This is a genomic window from Nocardia sp. NPDC003183 (assembly GCF_053590715.1).
Genome location: NZ_JBSFTG010000022.1, coordinates 52,235 through 72,281, shown reverse-complemented (window position 1 = coordinate 72,281; position 20,047 = coordinate 52,235). Strand labels below are relative to the sequence as shown.

22 protein-coding genes are annotated in these 20,047 nt (G+C 68.2%); 9 read left to right on the top strand and 13 right to left on the bottom strand.

Translation table 11 applies throughout. From position 1 onward, the window contains the following. Positions 1 to 10: 10 nt before the first annotated feature. The 11 genes from ACWDXS_RS33740 to ACWDXS_RS33690 form a co-directional block, all read right to left on the bottom strand. The gene (locus ACWDXS_RS33740; protein ID WP_378995663.1) at positions 11 to 907 is read right to left on the bottom strand and encodes an acyl-CoA thioesterase; all 897 of its coding nucleotides are present in this window, start codon (positions 905 to 907) and stop codon (positions 11 to 13) included. 2 nt (positions 908 to 909) lie between these two features. After that, positions 910 to 2,328 (bottom strand): pyruvate kinase, encoded by a 1,419-nt coding sequence (pyk, locus tag ACWDXS_RS33735; RefSeq protein WP_378995802.1) that lies wholly within the window; start codon positions 2,326 to 2,328, stop codon positions 910 to 912. Positions 2,329 to 2,473: 145 nt separating this feature from the next. Beyond that, positions 2,474 to 3,145, bottom strand: a complete 672-nt coding sequence (locus ACWDXS_RS33730; RefSeq protein ID WP_378995666.1) for an amino acid ABC transporter permease — start codon at positions 3,143 to 3,145, stop codon at positions 2,474 to 2,476. A 3-nt stretch (positions 3,146 to 3,148) separates the two neighbouring features. Continuing rightward, positions 3,149 to 3,907 (bottom strand): amino acid ABC transporter substrate-binding protein, encoded by a 759-nt coding sequence (locus ACWDXS_RS33725; protein ID WP_449972098.1) that lies wholly within the window; start codon positions 3,905 to 3,907, stop codon positions 3,149 to 3,151. A 166-nt stretch (positions 3,908 to 4,073) separates the two neighbouring features. Next, positions 4,074 to 4,604 carry a TM2 domain-containing protein gene (locus ACWDXS_RS33720; protein WP_378995669.1) on the bottom strand — a complete coding sequence of 177 codons (531 nt, stop codon included), beginning with the start codon at positions 4,602 to 4,604 and terminating at the stop codon, positions 4,074 to 4,076. 224 nt (positions 4,605 to 4,828) lie between these two features. Then, positions 4,829 to 5,905, bottom strand: a complete 1,077-nt coding sequence (gene lgt / locus ACWDXS_RS33715) for a prolipoprotein diacylglyceryl transferase (RefSeq protein WP_449972094.1) — start codon at positions 5,903 to 5,905, stop codon at positions 4,829 to 4,831. A gap of 121 nt (positions 5,906 to 6,026) precedes the next feature. Next, positions 6,027 to 6,827, bottom strand: coding sequence for a tryptophan synthase subunit alpha (gene trpA / locus ACWDXS_RS33710; RefSeq protein ID WP_378637179.1), 801 nt, complete (start codon positions 6,825 to 6,827; stop codon positions 6,027 to 6,029). Next, on the bottom strand, positions 6,824 to 8,089 hold the full coding sequence (gene trpB / locus ACWDXS_RS33705; protein WP_449972091.1) for a tryptophan synthase subunit beta: 1,266 nt from the start codon (positions 8,087 to 8,089) through the stop codon (positions 6,824 to 6,826). The genes trpA and trpB overlap by 4 nt, the downstream gene beginning before the upstream one ends. Further along, the gene (gene trpC, locus ACWDXS_RS33700; RefSeq protein WP_056824640.1) at positions 8,086 to 8,907 is read right to left on the bottom strand and encodes an indole-3-glycerol phosphate synthase TrpC; all 822 of its coding nucleotides are present in this window, start codon (positions 8,905 to 8,907) and stop codon (positions 8,086 to 8,088) included. Before trpC ends, trpB begins: the two co-directional genes overlap by 4 nt. A gap of 124 nt (positions 8,908 to 9,031) precedes the next feature. Beyond that, positions 9,032 to 9,829, bottom strand: a complete 798-nt coding sequence (locus tag ACWDXS_RS33695) for a TIGR02234 family membrane protein (protein WP_449972088.1) — start codon at positions 9,827 to 9,829, stop codon at positions 9,032 to 9,034. Next, positions 9,826 to 11,364, bottom strand: a complete 1,539-nt coding sequence (locus tag ACWDXS_RS33690; protein ID WP_378995675.1) for an anthranilate synthase component I — start codon at positions 11,362 to 11,364, stop codon at positions 9,826 to 9,828. Before ACWDXS_RS33690 ends, ACWDXS_RS33695 begins: the two co-directional genes overlap by 4 nt. A gap of 133 nt (positions 11,365 to 11,497) precedes the next feature. Here ACWDXS_RS33690 and ACWDXS_RS33685 point away from each other — a divergent pair, with 133 nt between their 5' ends. The 4 genes from ACWDXS_RS33685 (at position 11,498) to ACWDXS_RS33670 (ending at position 13,571) form a co-directional block, all read left to right on the top strand. After that, the gene (locus ACWDXS_RS33685; RefSeq protein ID WP_378995677.1) at positions 11,498 to 11,776 is read left to right on the top strand and encodes a hypothetical protein; all 279 of its coding nucleotides are present in this window, start codon (positions 11,498 to 11,500) and stop codon (positions 11,774 to 11,776) included. Positions 11,777 to 11,848: 72 nt separating this feature from the next. After that, a complete protein-coding gene (locus ACWDXS_RS33680) occupies positions 11,849 to 12,319 on the top strand; it encodes a peroxiredoxin (protein WP_378995679.1) in 471 nt (156 codons plus the stop codon). 67 nt (positions 12,320 to 12,386) lie between these two features. After that, positions 12,387 to 12,959: a permease gene (locus ACWDXS_RS33675; protein WP_379311896.1), complete on the top strand. Its 573-nt coding sequence runs from the start codon at positions 12,387 to 12,389 to the stop codon at positions 12,957 to 12,959. Positions 12,960 to 13,103: 144 nt separating this feature from the next. Continuing rightward, positions 13,104 to 13,571: a MarR family winged helix-turn-helix transcriptional regulator gene (locus tag ACWDXS_RS33670; RefSeq protein ID WP_378995683.1), complete on the top strand. Its 468-nt coding sequence runs from the start codon at positions 13,104 to 13,106 to the stop codon at positions 13,569 to 13,571. Here the strand turns inward: ACWDXS_RS33670 and hisI are convergent. Both hisI and ACWDXS_RS33660 read right to left on the bottom strand, forming a co-directional pair. After that, a complete protein-coding gene (hisI, locus tag ACWDXS_RS33665; protein ID WP_378995685.1) occupies positions 13,568 to 13,912 on the bottom strand; it encodes a phosphoribosyl-AMP cyclohydrolase in 345 nt (114 codons plus the stop codon). The genes ACWDXS_RS33670 and hisI overlap by 4 nt on opposite strands. Beyond that, the gene (locus ACWDXS_RS33660) at positions 13,909 to 15,162 is read right to left on the bottom strand and encodes a PucR family transcriptional regulator (RefSeq protein ID WP_378995687.1); all 1,254 of its coding nucleotides are present in this window, start codon (positions 15,160 to 15,162) and stop codon (positions 13,909 to 13,911) included. The genes hisI and ACWDXS_RS33660 overlap by 4 nt, the downstream gene beginning before the upstream one ends. A gap of 177 nt (positions 15,163 to 15,339) precedes the next feature. On the opposite strand from ACWDXS_RS33660, the gene ACWDXS_RS33655 reads away from it, so the two are divergent. From ACWDXS_RS33655 to ACWDXS_RS33635, 5 genes are read left to right on the top strand one after another with little or no spacing between them, the layout of a single operon-like run. Beyond that, on the top strand, positions 15,340 to 16,098 hold the full coding sequence (locus ACWDXS_RS33655) for an ABC transporter ATP-binding protein (protein WP_379311898.1): 759 nt from the start codon (positions 15,340 to 15,342) through the stop codon (positions 16,096 to 16,098). Further along, positions 16,095 to 16,844 (top strand): ABC transporter ATP-binding protein, encoded by a 750-nt coding sequence (locus tag ACWDXS_RS33650; RefSeq protein WP_379311899.1) that lies wholly within the window; start codon positions 16,095 to 16,097, stop codon positions 16,842 to 16,844. The genes ACWDXS_RS33655 and ACWDXS_RS33650 overlap by 4 nt, the downstream gene beginning before the upstream one ends. Beyond that, entirely contained in the window at positions 16,841 to 17,719 is an 879-nt protein-coding gene (locus tag ACWDXS_RS33645) for a branched-chain amino acid ABC transporter permease (RefSeq protein WP_449972079.1), read from the top strand. Before ACWDXS_RS33650 ends, ACWDXS_RS33645 begins: the two co-directional genes overlap by 4 nt. Then, positions 17,716 to 18,768 (top strand): branched-chain amino acid ABC transporter permease, encoded by a 1,053-nt coding sequence (locus tag ACWDXS_RS33640; RefSeq protein WP_449972076.1) that lies wholly within the window; start codon positions 17,716 to 17,718, stop codon positions 18,766 to 18,768. The genes ACWDXS_RS33645 and ACWDXS_RS33640 overlap by 4 nt, the downstream gene beginning before the upstream one ends. Continuing rightward, the gene (locus ACWDXS_RS33635; RefSeq protein WP_449972073.1) at positions 18,758 to 20,014 is read left to right on the top strand and encodes an ABC transporter substrate-binding protein; all 1,257 of its coding nucleotides are present in this window, start codon (positions 18,758 to 18,760) and stop codon (positions 20,012 to 20,014) included. Before ACWDXS_RS33640 ends, ACWDXS_RS33635 begins: the two co-directional genes overlap by 11 nt. The last annotated feature ends 33 nt before the right edge of the window (positions 20,015 to 20,047 follow it).

Below are 20,047 nucleotides of genomic sequence, written 5' to 3'. Positions count from 1 at the left end.
ACCACGGCGCTCAGCGGGCCGGGAAGTGCCGGATGACGCCTTCCTGCACGGTCGTGGCGATCAACTCGCCTGTGCGCGAATAGAACCGGCCCGTCGCCAAACCACGCGAACCGGCCGCGACCGGCGACTCCGTGGCGTAGAGCACCCAGTCGTCGAACCGGAACGGGCGATGGAACCACATCGAGTGGTTCACCGTCGCCGCGAGAATCCGGTCCAGCCCCCACGACAAACCGTGCGTGGTGATGATCGAATCGAGCACGGTGGTGTCGGAGGAGTAGCCCAGCGCGGCCACGTGCAGCAGTTGATCGTCCGGCAACGCGCCGTCGGTGCGCATCCAGACCCGGTTGTGATTGAGCTTCTCGCCGGTGCCCTTGAGGATCCACGACGGATCGTTGGTGTAGCGCATGTCGATCGGATGCGGCGCCTTGATGAACATCTCCAGCTTGTCCTCGAAGCCGACGAAGCTCTCCTCCACCCGGGGCAGGGTTTCGGGATCCGGCACATCCGGGCCCTCGTGCGCGTGCTCCAGGCCCTTGCCCCAGTCCTGGAACGCGGCCAGCATGACGAACAGCTCCTGGCCGTCCTGGCTGGCGGTCACCGTCCGGTTGGCGAGCGCGCGGCCGTCGCGGTGGCGCTGCACGTGGTATTCGATCGGCTTCTTCACATCGCCGCCGCGCACGAAATGCGCGTTGATCGCGTGCAGCGGCCGATCCCCCGCCGTGCGTCCGGCGGCGATGATCGCCTGCGACACCAGCTGCCCGCCGAAGGTGCGGCTCCACACCTTCTCGGGGTGGTTGCCCAAGAAGGTGTCCTCGCCGATCGACTCGAGGTCGAGCAGGTCGAGCAACACCCGCAGATCGGGTGTCGGCTCGCCCTGTGTGGTCTCGATGCCGATCGAAATGCTCACTACTAGTGGTCCTCTTCGCCGATGCGGTGCACGTGGATCAGGTTGGTGGAACCGACGGTACCCGGAGGGGAACCGGCAACGATGACCACCAGGTCACCCTTGCGATAACGCTCCAGCGACAATAGCGCCTGATCCACCTGGTGGATCATCGCGTCGGTGGTGTCCACCATGGGCACGATGAACGTTTCGGTGCCCCAGGTCAGCGTGAGCTGGCTGCGGACCTCCGGCATCGGGGTGAACGCCAGCAGCGGCAGCGGGGTGTGCAGGCGGGCCAGCCGACGCACGGTGTCACCGGACTGGGTGAACGCCACGAGCGCCTTGGCGTTGAGCCGCTCGCCGATGTCACGGGCGGCGTAGGAGATCACGCCGCGCTTGGTGCGCGGCACGTGGGTCAGGGGTGGCACCCGCGACGTCTCGGACTCGACCGCGGTCACGATGCGGGCCATGGTACGCACCGCGTCGATCGGCCACGCCCCGACCGAGGTCTCCCCCGACAGCATCACCGCGTCGGCGCCGTCGAGCACCGCGTTGGCGACGTCGGAGGCTTCCGCGCGGGTGGGCCGGGAGTTCTCGATCATCGATTCGAGCATCTGGGTGGCGACGATGACCGGCTTGGCGTTCTCCCGCGCCATCTGGATCGCGCGCTTCTGCACCAACGGCACCTGTTCCAGGGGCAGCTCGACGCCGAGGTCGCCACGGGCGACCATCACCGCGTCGAAGGCCAGCACGATCGCCTCGAGGTTGTCGATCGCCTCGGGCTTCTCCAGCTTGGCGATCACCGGCACCCGGCGGCCGACGCGGTCCATGATGTCGTGCACGAGTTCGATGTCGGACGGCGACCGCACGAACGACAGCGCGATGAAGTCGACGCCCAGCTCCAGGGCGAATTCGAGGTCGGCGACGTCCTTCTCGGACAGGGCGGGCACCGACACGTTCATGCCGGGCAGCGACAGGCCCTTGTTGTTGCTCACCGGGCCGCCCTCGGTGACCCGGCAGACGACGTCGTTGCCCTCGACCGATTCCACCGTGAGGCCGACCTTGCCGTCGTCGACCAGCAGCCGGTCACCGGCCTTGGCGTCCTGCGCGAGCTCCTTGTAGGTGGTCGAGACGCGGTCGTGGGTGCCGTCGACCTCGTCGACGGTGATCCGCACCTGCTCGCCGTTGGCCCACACGGTCTTGCCGTCGGCGAACCGGCCGAGGCGAATCTTGGGGCCCTGGAGGTCGGCGAGGATGCCGACCGCGCGACCGGTCTCGTCCGAGGCCGCGCGGACCATCTTGTAGTTGTCGGCATGGTCGGCGTGGTCGCCGTGGCTGAAGTTCAGCCGGGCCACGTCCATGCCGCTTTCGACGAGCTCACGAATACGATCCTGGGTAGCAGTGGCCGGGCCCAGGGTGCACACAATCTTCGTCCGTCGCATCACGGCCCCCAGCCTAATGCTCATCCGCCTCTCCGTGAATTTGGCCGGTCGGAGGGTCGTGGTCACCTGGCGACCGGACCGGCGGTTTCGGCGGGAACAGGGGCCGAGCGTTCCCGATGAGTTACCCATGTGTTCACGAAATCAATGGTCACCGAACGGCGACGTGTCTGGAAAGTCTTGTTTCCAAACGACTCTGGCCGAAGCCGAGGATCAGGCAGATCACCCAGTAGTAGAGCGCCGCGACGCCGTAGAGGGCGAAGAAGTCGAAGGTGGGCGCGGCGGCCAGCTGGGCGGTGCGCAGCAATTCGGTGACCAGGATGGTCGAGGCCAGGGAGGTGTCCTTGACCAGGGAGATCAGCGTGTTCGACAGCGGGGGCACCGCGATCCGCGCGGCCTGCGGGAACACGACGTACCAGAGCGTCTGGACATAGGTCATGCCCAGCGATTCCGCCGCCTCCCACTGCCCGTGTGCCACGCTCATGATCGACGAGCGCACCACCTCCGCGGCGTACCCGCCGACGTTGAGGCTGAACGCGATCACCGCCGCCGGGAACGGATCGATGACGATCCCGAATTGCGGCAGCGCGTAGAACACGATGAACAGCTGGACCAGCAGCGGGGTGCCGCGAATGATCGAGATGTAGAAGCGGGCGGGCACCGAGAGCACCCGCCGCGTCGACATCCTCGCCAGCGCGACACCGACCGCGATGGCCAGGCCGATGACGAAGCTGACGGCCGTGAGCGGCAACGTCACCGTCACCGCGGCCTTCAGCATCGGTACCAGGTTGTGCCGGATCAGCTCCCAGGTAGCCGGATCCATCCGCTATTTGCTGACGTCGGTGCCGAAGTACTTCTCCGACAGACGAGCCAGGGTGCCGTCGGCGCGCAACTGCTCCAGCGCCTTGTCGACGTCGGCGATGAGCGCGGTGTCGTCCTTGCGGGCGGCGAAGGCCTGCTTGCTGGTCTCGCCGGTCTGCGCGGCGATCTTGATGCCGGTATCACCGGTCTTCTTGGTGTACTCACCGACCGCGAGGGTGTCGTTGACGGTGGCGTCGACCCGACCGGCCTTCAGCAGCTGCACCGCCTGCACGAATCCTTCCACCGCTTCGACTTTCGCACCCGCGCCCGACGCGACCTTGCTCCAGTTGCTGGTGGCCGACTGCGCGGTGGTCTTGCCCGCCAGACTCGCCAGCGACGTGATGGAGGTGTTGTCGGACTTGGTGACGATCACGCCCTCGGAGGTCGTGTACGGCTGCGACAGCGCGTACTTGGCCGTGCGCTCGGGGTTCACGGTGACCTGGTTGGCGACCAGATCGAAGCGCTTGGACTCGAGGCCGGCGAAGATCGAGTCCCAGGGAGTCTGCACGAATTCCACCTGCTTGCCGAGCTTCTCGCCGACCGCGCGCGCGACCTCGACGTCGTAGCCGGTGAGCGTGCCGCCCTCCTGGTAGCTGAACGGCGCGTAGGTGCCCTCGGTACCGATCTTCAGCACGTTCGGGTCGGACGCGGACGAGCAGGCCGACAGGCCCGTCGCGGCGACCACAGCGAGTACGGCGGCGGCAATGAATTTGCGCACGGACATCCCTTTCTCCGCTGCGCGTAGGGGGCACGCGCAGGCCAAGCGACGCTACGGCGCCGCCACAGACCGACACAGAGTATCGCTCACCGTGATCGGAATACCGGCGGGGAAACACGAAACGGGTGCCCCGCCGTAGCAGAACACCCGTTCATCCCCGTGCGGGCAGGAATCAGTCGCGCAGCGGGCGACCCTGCGCGTCGGGCACCTTGCCGGTGAGCATCATGATGCCGTCGATCAGCGGCCAGATGGCGCCGAGACCACAGGTCAGCCAGGTCACCGCGATCTGGGCGATGCCGAGACCGGTGTAACCGAGGTAGAAGCGACCGACGCCGAAGCTGCCGAGGAAGATCTGCAGCAGACCGGCCATCAGCTTCTGCTTGTCCGAGAACGGCACGCCGTACATGTCCCGGCCGTAGGGGGCTTCCGGGTCGTTCGGGTTGTAGCCCTGCGGCATGGCCCCGTACGGCGCTGCGCCGTACCCCGGCTGCGGCTGCTGAGCGTACGGGTCGGCAGGCTGACCGTACTGCGGCTGCGGCGCACCGTACTGCGGCTGACCGTAGCCGGGCTGCTGCGGCTGCTGGGCATACGGATCAGAGGGCTGACCGTAGGCAGGCTGGCCGTACTGCGGCTGCGAACCCGAGTCGGGCTGCTTGCTCAGGTCAGGGCCGTACTGTGGATTGGGGTTGTAGGGGTCGGTCACTCATGTCCTCCATCATTCGTGCGGGTACCCGTCGTGGCCCCCGGCCAGTGGCGATCGGCCGAACGGCGGTGCGCCCGCGACGATCACGGGTCATTGTTGCCGGTCCTGCCCACCGTTGTCTTGTCGGGTGCTTCCCCGAGCTGCCCTCGCCATACCGTGGAATATCGCGGCGGGCGTCCGCAATGTTGCCGGACGCCCGCCGATTCCACGAAAACTGTCGTGGATCAGGATTTCTTCGCGTCGGTGACATCCTTCGCGTCGGCGGCGCCGACAGATTCGGACACGACATCCGCTTCTGCCGAATCCTTGTCCACCTCAGCGGAATCCGCCTTCTTCGTGACGTCGACGGCCGCGGTCTCGGAGTCCGTCGCCGCCGCCGCGTTGTCGGCCGCACCGGCGGCGCGCAGCGCGGAGAACTGCCACGGCCAGGGGCGCGGCTCGCCGTCGGGCTGCAACTGGGCCGGGGTTTCGCGGCCCTTGGTCGCCAAGGCGAAGTAGGCCATGGCGCCGAGGAAGACGAGTGCGGAGGTGAACGAGTTGATCCTGATGCCGAGGATATGGGTGGCCTCGTCGCTGCGCAGCAGCTCGACGAAGAACCGGCCGAAGCTGTAGCCCGCGACATAGAGCGCGAACAGTCGTCCGTGGCCGATCTTGTAGCGCTTGTCGAGCAGCACCAGACCGATGACGACCAGCACGTTCCAGACGAGCTCGTACAGGAACGTCGGCTGCACGACTTCGAGCACCCGCCCGGTCGACACCCCGTTCATCATGTCCCGCGCGCCGGTCTCCGGGTCGAACCGTTCATAGATCTCCAGGCCCCACGGGAGCTCTGTGGCGCGCCCGTACAGCTCCTGGTTGAAGTAGTTGCCGAGCCGGCCGATGGCCTGGGCGAGCAGCACAGCGGGCGCGACGGCGTCGCCGAGCGCGGGCAGCGGGATCTTGTACATCCGGCAGCCGATCCAGGCACCGATGGCGCCGAAGAACACCGCGCCCCAGATGCCGAGGCCACCCTGCCAGATGTAGAGCGCCTCGACGGGATGCTTGCCCTCGCCGAAGTACTTCTGCCAGTCGGTGGCCACGTGATAGATCCGGCCGCCGACCAGGCCGAACGGCACCGCGAACATCGCGACATCGAGCACGGCGCCCGGCTGACCACCGCGCTCGCGCCACCGGCGTTCACCCCACCAGATGGCGACGACGATGCCGAGAATGATGAACAGTGCGTATGCCCGCAGCGGGAAGGGTCCGAGTTGCCAGACCCCCTGGGGCGGACTCGGAATATAGGCCAGGACTGAGTTCACCCGGCCCACGTTAGTGGAGAGCCCTACGGGCGTGTTGCCGCGACCCGGACGGTGGACGACGGGCCGGTGACGAGCGATGGGCCCGGCCGCGGATCAGCGACCGGGCCCATCGTACGAACTGCTAGGAGCGAACGGTCGCCGAACGCACGCCCTCGGCCAGTTCGGCCGTCAGTGCGCGCACCGCGTCGAGACCCTCCGGCACGGCCGAGACCAGCGCCGAGCCGACGATCACGCCGTCGGCGTACGCGGCGATCTCGGCGGCCTGCGCCCCCGAGCGCACGCCGAGGCCGACGCCGATCGGGATGTCGGAGTGCGCGCGGATGCGCGAGCACAGCGCGGGCGCGGCCGAGGAGACCGCGTCACGGGCACCGGTCACACCCATGGTCGAGGCCGCGTAGATGAAGCCGCGGGAGGCCTCGAGGGTCTTGACCAGACGCTCCTCGGTCGACGACGGCGCGACCAGGAAGATGCGATCCAGATTGTGCGTGGCCGAGGCGACGAACCAGTCGTCGGCCTCGTCGGGGATCAGATTCGGCGTGATGATGCCTGCGCCACCGGCCGCGGCGAGATCGCGGGCGAAGGTGTCGACGCCGTATTTGAGCACCGGGTTCCAGTAGCTCATCACCACGGCCTGACCACCGGCATCGGCGATCGCCTCGACGACGGAGAACACATCGCGCACCCGCACCCCGCTGCGCAGCGCCTGCTCGGCGGCGGCCTGGATGACCGGGCCGTCCATCACGGGATCGGAGTAGGCGACGCCGACTTCGACGATGTCACAGCCGGATTCGACGAGCGCACGGCACGCGGCGATGGAGCCGGCGAGATCGGGATAACCGGCGGGCAGATAGCCGATCAGGGCGGCCCGGCCCTCGCTGCGGGCCGCGGCGAAGGTGTTCGCAAGACGCGACTGCTGACTCACTGTTGGTGCTCCTCGGCATCGTCGTCGAACAGACCGAACCAGCGCCCCGCCGTGTCCATGTCCTTGTCACCACGACCGGACAGGTTGACCAGGATGACCGCGCCCTCGCCGAGCTCCACGCCCAGCTTCAGCGCGCCCGCCACCGCGTGCGCGGACTCGATCGCCGGGATGATGCCCTCGGTGCGCGAGAGCAGCAGCAGCGCGTCCATCGCCTCGGTGTCGGTGATCGGCCGGTATTCGGCGCGGCCGATGTCCTTGAGGTGGGCGTGCTCGGGGCCCACGCCCGGGTAGTCGAGTCCGGCCGAGATCGAATGCGATTCGATGGTCTGGCCGTCTTCGTCCTGCAACAGGTACGAGTAGGCGCCCTGGAACGCACCGGGCGTGCCACCGGTGAAGGTGGCGGCGTGGCGCCCGGTTTCGACGCCGTCACCGGCCGCCTCGAAACCGACGAGGCGCACGCCCACATCGGGGATGAAGGCGTGGAAGATGCCGATGGCGTTGGAACCGCCGCCCACGCAGGCCACGACGGCGTCGGGCAGCCTGCCCGCTTGCGCCGGAAGCTGGATCTGCTCGCGCGCCTCCAAGCCGATCACGCGCTGGAAATCACGGACCAGCAGCGGGAACGGGTGCGGACCGGCGGCGGTGCCGAAGCAGTAGAACGTGTCGTCGGCGTGGGTCACCCAGTCGCGCAACGCCTCGTTGATCGCGTCCTTGAGCGTCTGCGAACCCGAGGTCACCGGGATCACCTCGGCGCCGAGCAGCCGCATGCGGGCCACGTTGAGCGCCTGGCGGGCGGTGTCGACCGCACCCATGTAGACCACGCAGTCGAGGCCGAGCAGCGCGCACGCGGTGGCCGTCGCGACGCCGTGCTGGCCCGCTCCGGTCTCGGCGATGACGCGCGTCTTGCCCATCCGCTTGGCGAGCAACGCCTGACCGAGCACATTGTTGATCTTGTGCGAGCCGGTGTGGTTGAGGTCCTCACGCTTGAGGAAGATCCGCGCGCCACCCGCGTGCGCGGCCAACCGGGTGCATTCGAACACCGGCGACGGACGGCCGGTGTAGTCGCGCTGCAGCCGGTCGAGCTCGTCGAGGAAGCCGCGATCGGTGCGGATCTTGTCGTACTCGGCGGTGACCTCTTCGATCACGGCCATCAGCGCCTCGGGGACGTGCCGTCCGCCGTATACGCCGAAGTGGCCGCCCGCGTCGGGTTCGTACTCGGAGTGCTGGGCGACACCGGCGCTCGCCGGGGGAAGCACCGTCACCGGATGCTCCGTCGGGCCGGCTTCGGGCAGGACGGGTGCGTGCCGGCGGTCACCAGTTCGGACACGGCCGAACGCGGGTTACCGCTGGTCACCAGGCCTTCGCCGACGAGCACGGCATCGGCGCCCGCACCGGCGTAGGCCAGCAGGTCGGCGGTGCCGCGGATACCGGACTCGGCCACCCGGATGACCTCCGAGGGCAGGCCGGGCGCGATCCGCGCGAACACATCGCGGTCGACCTCGAGGGTCTTGAGGTTGCGCGCGTTGATGCCGATCACCGTCGCACCGGCTTCGAGGGCGCGATCGGCCTCTTCCTCGGTGTGCACCTCCACCAGGGCGGTCATGCCGAGGGATTCGGTGCGGTCGATCAGCGAGGCGAGCACGTCCTGTTCGAGCGCGGCCACGATCAGCAGGATCACATCGGCGCCGTGGGCACGGGCCTCGTGGATCTGGTACGGGCCGACGACGAAGTCCTTGCGCAGCACCGGGATGTTCACGGCGGCGCGCACGGCGTCGAGATCGTCGAGCGATCCACCGAAGCGGCGGCCCTCGGTGAGCACGCTGATGATGCGCGCGCCCCCGTCTTCGTAGGCCTTGGCCAGCACGGCGGGATCGGGAATGTCGGCGAGCGCGCCCTTGGAGGGGCTGGCTCGCTTCACTTCCGCGATGACGCCGATTCCGTCCTCGTGCAGCGCGGCGTGTGCGTCCAGCGGTCCCTTGACCGCGGCGGCAGCAGCTTTGATCGCTTGAAAATCGAGGAGGGCTTCGCGAGCGGCAACGTCCGCTCGGACCCCGTCGAGAATCGAGTCGAGTACCGTCATCTGGCTCGAATCCTTTCTGGGGAGACGCACTTCTCGCCCGAGAGTCCCCTCGGGCGCTGTCTCACCGATGCTGGTAAAGAATAAATGCCCGCCGCGCGTGTCACTGCGGCGGGGGTGCTGCCGGTCACTTGTTCTCCCCGGCCGGACCGCGGTCGGCGCCGGGAGTGTCCGGGGTATCGGTCGGGTCGGTGCCCGCGTCGAGCGCGTCCCACAGCACCCGGTCCGACAGCGGCGCCGCGGATCCGGTCTCCGCGTTCTGCTTGCTCACCGCGGCGCTGGCGTCGGCCTTGCGGAACACCGGGTTGTCGTATCGGTCGGAGACCTCCTCGGTGCGTTCGCCGGTGCGCCGGGTGAGCAGGATGCCCGCGGCCAGTGCCAGGCTCGCCGCGACGATCGACAGGATCGCGGGACCCAGGTGCGCGTCGGCGGAGCTGACCACCGCGCGCACCGGCAGCTCGGCCAGCGTGCCCGCCCGGTCGGCGGTCCTGCCCGCGCCGACGGCCAGCGCGAACCCCGGCACCGCGGCGGCCGCGGCCACGACCGAGATCACTACCCCGAGCAACTGCCGCAGCACACCCTTGACCGCGAACACCGCCGCGATCGAGGCGACCAGCACCAGCGCGAGCGGGGTGAGCGCGCCGAACCACACACCACCGTTGAGGTCGTCGGTGCGCGGTTCGGTGAGGCCGTCGGCCGAGTACACCGTCACCCACGTCATCCGCGAAGACGCCCACAGCCCCGCTGCCGCCAGCGCGAGCAACACAACCGGCACGATCGGCTTCGCCGCCGTGGCTCTGGCGGAATGGTCGGCCTGCACGCTCGCCGCGTCGGCGGGACGTGCGGCGGACGAGTTCGGGCTGTCGTTCGAGGAGTCCGCCGGGTCGACGGAATCGGTGTGGTCTGCTCCGGGCGTGGCCGTCACAGGTCCCCGCCTTCGTAGGTGCGCAGGGTCTGCGCCGCCGCGATCGCCTTGAGCACCGCCATGGCCTTGTTGCGGGCCTCGGTGTCCTCGTAGACCGGATCGGAGTCGGCGACCACGCCCGCGCCCGCCTGGACGTAGGCGGTGCCGTCCTTGAGCAGGGCGGTGCGGATGGCGATGGCGGTGTCGGCGTCGCCGGCGAAGTCGAGGTAGCCGACCACGCCGCCGTAGACGCCGCGCCGGGTCGGTTCCAGCTCCTCGATCAATTCCATCGCCCGCACCTTCGGCGCACCCGACAACGTGCCGGCGGGGAAGCAGGCACGCACCGCGTCGAGTGCGATCTTGCCCTCGGCGAGCTGCCCGGACACCGTCGAGACCAGGTGCATCACGTGGCTGTACCGCTCGACGTGGCGGTACTGGGTCACCTTCACCGTGCCGGGACGGCAGACCCGGCCCAGATCGTTGCGACCGAGGTCGACGAGCATCAGGTGCTCGGCGTTCTCCTTCTCGTCGGCCAGCAGGTCCTTCTCGAGCAGGATGTCGTCCTCGGCGCTCTCGCCACGCCAGCGGGTGCCCGCGATCGGGTGTGTCGTGGCTACCCCGTCTTTCACGGTGACCAGCGATTCGGGACTCGAGCCGACGATCGAGAACGCGGTGCCGCCCTCGCCGTCGGGGATGTGCATCAGATACATGTACGGACTCGGGTTCGAGGCCCGCAGCATGCGGTAGACCGCCAGCGGGGACCCGGTGTAGTCCATTTCGAAGCGCTGCGAGAGCACCACCTGGAACGCCTCACCCGCCTCGATCTCCTTGATCAGGCGGCGCACGCCGGTACCGAATTCCTCGGTGGTGCGCCTGCGCAGGAACTGCGGTTCGGGCTGGTCGAAGATCGATACCGTGGAGGGCGCGGGGGTGGCCAGCGCGGCGGTCATCCGGTCGAGCCGGGCGAGCGCGTCGTCGTAGGCCTCGTCGACCCGGGAGTCGGTGCCGTCCCAGTTCACCGCGTTGGCGATGAGGGTGATCGCGCCTTCGTGGTGGTCGAACGCGGCCAGATCGGTGGCCAGCATGAGGACCAGTTCGGGCAGCCGCAGATCGTCGGTGGCGAGCTCGGGCAGACGTTCGATCCGGCGCACCGCGTCGTAGCCGAGGAAGCCGACCATGCCGCCGGTGAGCGGCGGCAGCCCGGGCAGCCGTTCGGTGCGCAGCAGTTCGAGGGTGTCGTGCAGCACGCGCAGCGGGTCACCGCCGGTGGGTGCGTCGACGGGCACCGTGCCGAGCCAGGCGGCTTCGCCGTCGACCACGGTCAGCGCCGACGGGCTGCCCGCGCCGATGAACGACCAGCGCGACCACGAGCGCCCGTTCTCCGCGGATTCGAACAGGAAGGTGCCCGGCCGGTCGCCGGCCAGTTTGGAGTAGGCCGAGAGCGGAGTTTCGGAGTCCGCCAGCACCTTTCGGGTCACCGGGACGACCCGGTGCTCGGCGGCGAGCAGCCGGAACTGTTCGCGGGTCGTGGTGGTTGGTGTCGACGCGCCCTGCATGGGCCCATCATCCCAGGCGTGCCGTCGCCGACGCGCGCGGACCCGACCCCGCGCCGAATCGGGCGGTGACCGGCATCACTACACTCGCGCGCGTTCCATGTCGCATGCGGTAATCCCCTTTCCGAGAGGAGCAATGGTGTACCCCTCGCAGCAGGGCGCACAGGACGGCCGACTGGCCGTCCCGTCGCAGCAGCACTTCGGTCCCGGCCAGCAGGCGGTGGCGACGAGCGCGATCAATTCGTTCGTCACCTACGCCAAGGCCATCCAGGACCTCGACAAGAAGAATTTCCCCGACGAGTACGCCGGGCACAGCGATCGCATCCGCGAGCTGGAACCACTCTTGCGCGCGCACGGCATCCTCGACGTGATGCAGATCCGCAATCCCGACATCGCGGCACTGCTCGGGCAATAGGACCCCAGATCCCCGTTCGTGGACGCGAACGGGGATCTTCCTTACTCGGCCGCCGGTCGTTACTGTCTGGGCATGCAGCCAGGCCAGCGCGCTCCGCAATTCGAGCTCCCCGATCAGTCCGCCCAGCTCCGCTCGCTCGACGGCTTGCTCGCCGACGGCCCGGTGGTGCTCTTCTTCTACCCCGCCGCCAACACTCCGGTGTGCACCGCCGAGGCCTGCCACTTCCGTGATCTGAGCGGCGAGTTCGCCGCGCTGGGCGCCTCGTGTGTCGGTATCAGCACCGACAGCACCGAGGTGCAGGCCGGTTTCGCCACCAAGCAGCGCCTCGACTACCCGGTGCTGTCCGACAGCGACGGCGCGGTCGCCGCCGCGTTCGGCGTGAAGCGTGGACTGCTGGGCAAACTCGCCCCGGTCAAGCGACACACCTTCATCATCGACACCGACCGCACGATTCTCGAGATCGTCACCGGTGAGCTGCGGGCGGCCGTGCATGCCGACGAAGCGCTGGCCTTCCTGCGCAAGCGCAGCATCACTCCCGAGTAGTACCGGTCGGCGAATCGCCGGGCGGCGGATCGGCGCCCGGCGACCTCGACGCACTTACGCTGGGCAGATGACAACCGGCGAGGTGCAGTCGAGCGGTCAGAAGCCCACGGCCGTCGTATGGCGTAACCGGGCGATCATGACCCTCGCCACGGTGGTGGTGCTGGTGGCCGCCTACTTCATCCTGTCCTCGTTCATCCCCCGGTGGTGGGCACAGCGGCTGGCCAGCACCGTGCACGGCAGTTTCAGCTCGGGCATCTGGTGGGGGCTGGTGTACGGCTTCGTGTTCACTTTGCTGCCGCTGTTGCTGCTGATATTCGCGGTGCGGGTGTGGAAGCGCAAGGGCGGCAAGTTCATGGCGGGCGCGGCGGTGATCGTCGCGCTGGCCTGCTCGCTGCCGAATCTGATGACGTTGACGATCGTGCTCGGCGGCAACAATGCCGCACACGCGGGTCAGCGAATTCTGGACGTCGACGCGCCGGCGTTCCGCGGCGCCTGCCTGGTCGGCGCCATCATCGCGGCGGTGGTGTTCGCGCTGGTGATCGCGCTGATGGGCAAGCGTGGATTCAGCCGTCACAAGGCCGCCAAGGCCGCGGCGCAGGAACCGGCGCCCGCTACGCCGCCGATGACCGGCGATCGGTAGCCCTCGCCCACACCCCCGCGGTGATGTGAGTGACCTCACGACCACCGCCAACTCCCGGACGCCACAGCGACGTCGTGGCAAACTCTTTCGTGTGCGCGCCTCACTCCACCATGTCCGCCGTCCGGCCGCGAGGCAGTACCGGCGATGACTCAGTGGCTCGACCCCGTCGAACAACGCGCATGGCAGGCGATCGTCGCGCTCATGACCCGGATTCCCGGCGCGCTGGACACCCGGTTGCAGCGCGAGTCCGGCCTCACTCATTTCGAGTTCCGGGTACTCAGCCTGCTCTCCGAGGAGGCGGGACACCGGCTGCAATTGAGTGATCTCGCCCACAAGGCAAATGCGTCGCTATCGCGACTCTCGCATGTGGTCTCGAAGCTGGAACGCATCGGCTGGGTGCGCCGCGACACCACCGCGGGCCGACGCGGGGTGTACGCGGTTCTCACCGACGCCGGTTTCGAGAAGGTGATCGAGGCGGCCCCCGGCTACGTGGACGCCGTACGCAGGCTCGTTCTGGACGGTCTCACCGATCAGCAGACCGCGCAACTCGCGGTGCTCGGGGAATCCCTGTCCGACCGGCTGAACCGGATCCTCGTCGAAGACGGCGACTAGCCGATGGCGAGCAGTACGTCGGTGTCGAAGCAGGTGTGGGTGCCGGTGTGGCAGGCCGCGCCCTCCTGATCGACGATCAGCAGCAGCGTGTCGCCGTCGCAATCCAGGCGCACCTCATGCACGTACTGGGTGTGCCCGGAGGTCTCGCCCTTGACCCAGTACTGCTGACGCGAACGCGAATAGTAGGTCGCCTTGCGGGTTTCCAGCGTGCGGGCCAGCGCCTCGTCGTCCATCCAGGCCATCATCAGCACGTCGCCGGTGGCCTTTTCCTGTGCGATCGCGGCGATCAGTCCGTCCTCGGTGCGCTTGAGGCGGGCGGCGATGGCAGGGTCGAGGCTCATGCCTCGTTTATAACAGCAGCCAGTTCGATGGCCACCAGCAGTTCCACCAGGTCGTTCACACTGCGCACATTGCGACCGGTGAGTTCCTGGATCCGGCCGAGCCGGTACTTGGCCGTATTGAGGTGGATGTGGAGGGTGTCGGCGGCTTCGCGCAGGTTCATGTCGGCGGCGGCGAACGCGCGGATCGTCTCGGCCAATGTCCCGCCACGAACGCGGTCCTCGGCCAGTGCGCTCCCGATGCGGGGGTCCACCAGCTGACGGGTGGTGTCATCGGCGCGCAGGAGCAGATATTTGAACGGCGTGAGCTGCGGTAACGCGAGTACCCCGCCGCCTTCGGGCAGGAGCTCGAGCGCGGCCTGCGCCTGCCGGTAGGCACGCGGGATCTGGGCGACCTCGGTGACCGCGGTGCTCACCCCGACGGCCAACGTGAGGCCCTCGGCGCCCAGCTCGTCGCGCATCACGCGCAGCCGCTCGCACAATCCGTCGGCGGCGTCGCCCGCACCGAGCGCGGGCACGGCGATGATCTCGGATCCGCGGACCACCGACAGCGTCCGCAATCCGTTGACCGTGCACCGAGCCATCGCCGCGGACACCAATTGCCTTGCCTGACCGAGTCTTTCGGACGAATCCTCGTTGCGTTCCGCCCGATCGAGCACGACCGCGGTGATCACCACCACCGGCGCGGTGCGTTCGGCCCCGATTCCGTGCGCGGTGGCCACCGACAGATGCGGACCGCTCGCCGGCAGCGCGCCGTCGAGCAGCGCGTCCATCAGCGCCTGCGAGTCGCGCCCGGATTCGGCGGCCACGTACTGCTGGAACTCCAGATAGGCGTCGGTGGCCTGGGTGCTGATCAGATCGGTGTAGCGGGCCAGCGGCCCCGCCAGCGACAGCACGGCCGCCTGACCTGCCTCGGAATCGCCCGCGTGCGCGAGCAGCGTTTTCCAGATGGCACGCTGGCCGAGGCGAAACGCCGCGATGTAGTCGACCAGCGGCAGCCCGGTGCGGGCCCGTCGCGCCGCCGCCTGCCGCGCGTAGGCGACGTCGGACGGGCAGACGCGTCGGTGCTCGAGCAGGGCGCCGAGCCCGGTGCGGCTCAGCCGGGCGAGCTGATCGTGCACATCGTCGAGCAGACCGGGCCCCGCGGTGGCGTAGCCGGGCAGCTCGGCGCGGATCTTGGCCATCACATCGTCGGCGATCTCATCGGCGTGGTCGTACGCCGCACCCGCTATCCGGTGACGCTCGGCCCGCACCTGATCAGAGTCGGTCGAAACGGATAAACGTGATCCAGCTGACATGTTCCGGGAGTGTGCATGCGCGCGCTCACAGTGTCAACCACGTCACACTGTCCGCAGCGGACGAGCACCGGTCGAGTTCTTGGTCCACAACGTCCGATGTGGGCTCCGACCTGCGGTCTTAGTGTTCGTCGCATGCTCGAGATAACCAACCTGACGGTGCGCTTCGGCGGTATCACCGCTTTACAGGACGTCGGGTTCACGGTCGCTTCCGGCGAAATGGTCGGCCTGATCGGACCCAACGGCGCAGGCAAGACCACCCTGTTCAACTGCATGACCCGGCGCAACCGGCTGACGTCGGGCACCATGCGTTACCTCGACACCGATCTGTCCACGGTGCGGCCCGACGCGCTGGCCGCGCTCGGCATCGCCCGCACTTTCCAGAACCTGGGCCTGTTCCCCCGTCTCTCGGTGCGCGAGAACGTCCTCGTGGGTGCGCACCACCGAGCCTGCGCGGGCTTCGTGTCAGCCGGACTGCGGTTGCCGAAGATCCGCAGGGAGGAAAAGCTGCTGCGCGCCGAAGCCGATGAACTGCTCGAGCGCCTCGACCTGACCGCGGTCGCCGACCACCCGGCTTCCGGTCTGCCTTTCGGCACCCTCAAACGCATCGAACTCGCCAGAGCGCTGGCGGTGCGGCCACAACTGCTGCTGCTCGACGAACCCGTGAACGGCTTGAGCCACGGAGAAGTCGACGAATTCGCTCACCGCCTGCGCACCCTGCAAGCCGACCTCGCGCTGACCGTGATCGTCGTCGAACACCACATGGGTTTCGTGATGGGCACCTGCGATCGGGTGATCTGCCTCGAGTTCGGCCAGGTGATCGCCGAGGGCGAACCCGAAGCGGTACAGCAGGATCCGGCCGTCATTCGCGCCTATCTGGGGGCTTCGGCATGAGCGAGCACTGGCCGACGGCCGACGACGCGTTCTTGACGGTCACCGATCTGCATGCCGGTTACGGTGCGGCGAAAGTCCTGCACGGCGTCAGCTTCTCGGTCCAGCAGGGCACCGTGTGCGCGATCCTCGGCCCCAACGGCGCAGGCAAGACCACCCTGCTGCGCGCCCTGTGCGGGATGATCAAGGTTCGCGGCAGCCTGCTCCTCGACGGTGACGAAGTATCGGGTCGCGCACCGGAATCGATGGCGCGCCTCGGCGTGGCCCATGTTCCCGAGGGGCGCGGCACCTTCGCCCCGCTCACCGTCGAAGAGAACCTGCGCCTGGGCGCCTACCCCCGCCGTGACCGCGCCGCCGTCGAAACCGACCTGCGCCGCGTCTACGACTACTTCCCGATCCTGCGCGACAAACAACGCGACGCCGCGGGCGGCCTGTCCGGCGGCCAGCAGCAGATGCTCGCCATCGGCCGGGCGCTGATGCTGCGGCCACGCATGCTGCTGCTCGACGAACCCTCGCTCGGCCTCTCACCGCTGGTCACCCAGGAGTTGTTCGGGATCGTCGCCACCATCAACGAGGAGGAACGCACCACGGTGATCGTCGTCGAACAGAACGCCCACCTGGCGCTCGGTGTCGCCCAGCAGGCGCACGTCCTGGAAACCGGGCGCATCGTCTTGTCGGGCACCGCCGAGCAGATCAGGGCCGATGAGCAGGTCACCCGCTCCTACCTGGGAATCCAGGTGAAGCCGTGATCGAATTCCTGCAGCAACTCGTCGAGGGTCTGTCCGCGGGCGCGATCTACGCGGGTCTCGCGCTGGCACTGGTGCTCATCTACCGATTCACCGGGATCGTCAATTTCGCCCAGGGTGAGCTGGCCATGTTCTCGGCGTTCCTGGCCTGGCAGCTGAGCCAGATCATGCCGTTCTGGGCGGCGCTGATCCTCACTCTCGCCATTTCGTTCGCCGGCGGCATGCTGATCGAACGAGTGGTGATCCGGCCGGTCGAGGGCGCACCCGAGATCACCCTGGTGATCGTCACCGTCGGACTGTTCTTCACCATCCACGCCACCGCGGGCTGGATCTGGTCGTATCAGACCAAATCGTTCCCGAATCCCTTCCCGGAGGGGGCTCTGCGTGGTGGCGGGCTGAGTGTGGGCTACGGCAGTCTCGGCGTCCTGCTCGTCGTCGGCGTGGTCATGGCGCTGCTGTATCTGCTGTTCCGCTACACCAGGATAGGGCTCGCCATGCGTGCGGTGGCGTGTAACCCGCAGTCGGCCAAACTCGTCGGTATCCGGGTCGGCACCGTGCTCGCGCTCGGCTGGGGACTGGCCGCGCTGGTCGGGGCGGTGTCAGGCGTGCTGTCGGCGCCGCTGCTGTTCCTCGAACCCAACATGATGGGCGGAGTCCTCATCTACGCCTTCGCGGCGGCGACGCTGGGCGGGTTCGACTCCCCCGGCGGCGCGGTGGCGGGCGGTCTGATCGTCGGCGTCGCCGAAACCCTCACCGGCGCTTACGTCGACGCGATCGGCACCGAACTCAAGATCGGCGTGCCGCTGTTGATCATCCTGGGCGTGCTCTTGCTGCGCCCGCAAGGTCTGTTCGGACACGCGGCGGTGGAAAGAGTATGAGCGAAGTGAAACTCACCGAAAAGCCAGTGACCACGAAACTGGCTGTCCCACAGAATAATTCCGTCTCAGCTCGTATCAGTGCCATCCGGTGGCCACTGCTCGCGACGGCAGCGCTACTGCTGCTCGCCTGCGCGGCCCCGTTCCAGCTGGTGCCGTTCCACACCTTCCAGCTGGCCATGGCGATGATCTACGCGGTCACCCTGCTCGGGCTGAACCTGCTGGTCGGTCACACCGGCCAGATCTCATTGGGCCACGGTGCGTTCTTCGCGGTCGGCGCCTACACCGCCGCGATCGCGATGCAGCGCTGGGACATACCGTATTTCGCCACCATCCCGATCGCCGCGGCCATCACCTTCGTACTCGGTTTCGCCCTCGGCGTCCCGGCGCTGCGACTGCGCGGGCTGTACCTGGCGCTGGTCACCCTGGCCATCGCGATCTTCCTGGTCCCCCTGCTCAAGCGGTTCGACGACCTGACCGGCGGCTCGATGGGACTCGTTGTCGACAAGCCGGTGCCGCCCGCGTGGACCGGCCTCGCCGAGGACCAGTGGCTGTATTTCCTGGCACTGGCCACCACCGTGATCGGCTTCGTGCTGGTCGCCGGAATGCTGCGCTCGCGAGTCGGGCGGGCCCTGCACGCGATGCGCGACAACGAGATCGCCGCCGAGGTGCTCGGGGTGAACCTGGCGCACTACAAGACGCTCGCCTTCGCCTGGAGCGCGCTGCTGGCCGGTGTGGCCGGCTGTGTCTACACCTGGGTGATCGCGTTCGTCTCGCCCGACTCCTTCGCGCTGACGCTGTCGATCACGCTGCTGGCCGGACTGGTCGTCGGCGGGCTCGGCACCACCTGGGGCCCGCTGCTGGGCGGACTGTTCGTGATGTTCGTGCCCAGTTTCGCCCAGGACGTCAACCAGGCCGCACCCGGCGTCATCTTCGGACTGCTGATCATCGCGGTCATGTACCTCGCGCCGAAGGGTTTGGCCGGCCTGGCCACCCAGTGGACGCAATGGCTCGGACATCGTGTCCGGAAAGGGAAAACTCATGCGCACTAGGGCAATCCGCTCCATCGGTGTGACGGCCGCGCTTCTCGCGACCCTCACCGCGTGTGGTGGTCGTGGCGAGGAGACCGGCTCCGTCGGTCAAGGCGACTGCCAGGGCCAACAGACCACCGGTATCACCGACAGCACCATCAAACTCGGCGGGGCGTACCCGCTGTCGGGTCCGGCCTCGGCCTACAGCGAGGTCCCCAAGGGCGCCAAGGCCTACTTCGACTACATCAACGCCGAGCAGGGCGGCATCGATGGACGCAAGGTCGAGTACATCGTCCGCGACGACGGCTACCAGCCGCCGAAGACGGTCGAAGAGACCCGTCGCCTGGTCGAACAGGACCAGGTGTTCGCGGTCTTCCAAACCCTCGGCACGGCAACCTCTTCGGCGGTCACCGACTACCTCAACCAGCGCAAGGTGCCCCAGGTCTTCGTCGCCACCGGGGCGAACAAATTCGGTGCCGGCACCGAGCACCCGTGGACCATCGGCTGGCAGCCCAGCTACCGCACCGAGGGGCTGGCCTACGCGCAGTACGTGAAAGCGCAGCGGCCCAACGCCACCGTGGCGGTGCTCTACCAGAACGACGACTTCGGCAAGGACCTCCTCGCGGCGTTCACCGAGGGCGTCGCGGGCAGCGGGGTGAAGGTGATCGCCGAACAGAGCTTCGAGGTCACCGACCCCACCGTCGATGCCCAGGTGCGCAACCTCGCCAACTCCAAAGCCGATGTGCTGCTGAACTTCTCGACCCCGAAGTTCGCCTCGCAGGCGCTGGCCGCCGACGTGCGCAACGCTGACTGGAATCCGTTGCACGTACTCGCCGTGGTCTCCAACACCATGGCCACCCTGCGCCCGGTGGGGCTGCCCAACGTCCAGGGCACGGTGACCGCGGCGTTCCTCAAGGACGCGGCCGATCCGCGCTGGGCCACGGACGCGGGCATGCAGACCTACCGGTCCAAGCTGACGCAGTACGCCCCCGGCGCCGATCCGGAGAACCAGCACGCGATGGCCGGCTGGACGATGGCCGAGAGCTTCCGCAAGACCATGGACGCGGCGAAGTGCCCGACCCGCGAGGGCCTGCGCGACGCGATGCGCTCGCTGGACAACGTCTCCACCGACCTGATGCTGCCCGGCATCGCGATGAAAACCGGTGCGAACGACGGCTATCCGCTCGAAGCGGTCGGCATCCAGACCTTCGTCGGCGAGCACTGGTCGCTCACCGACGGCGGTCTGATCGACACCGCGGGCAAGTAGCCACCCCCTCCCTCGTTGCGCAGCGCGTCCCAG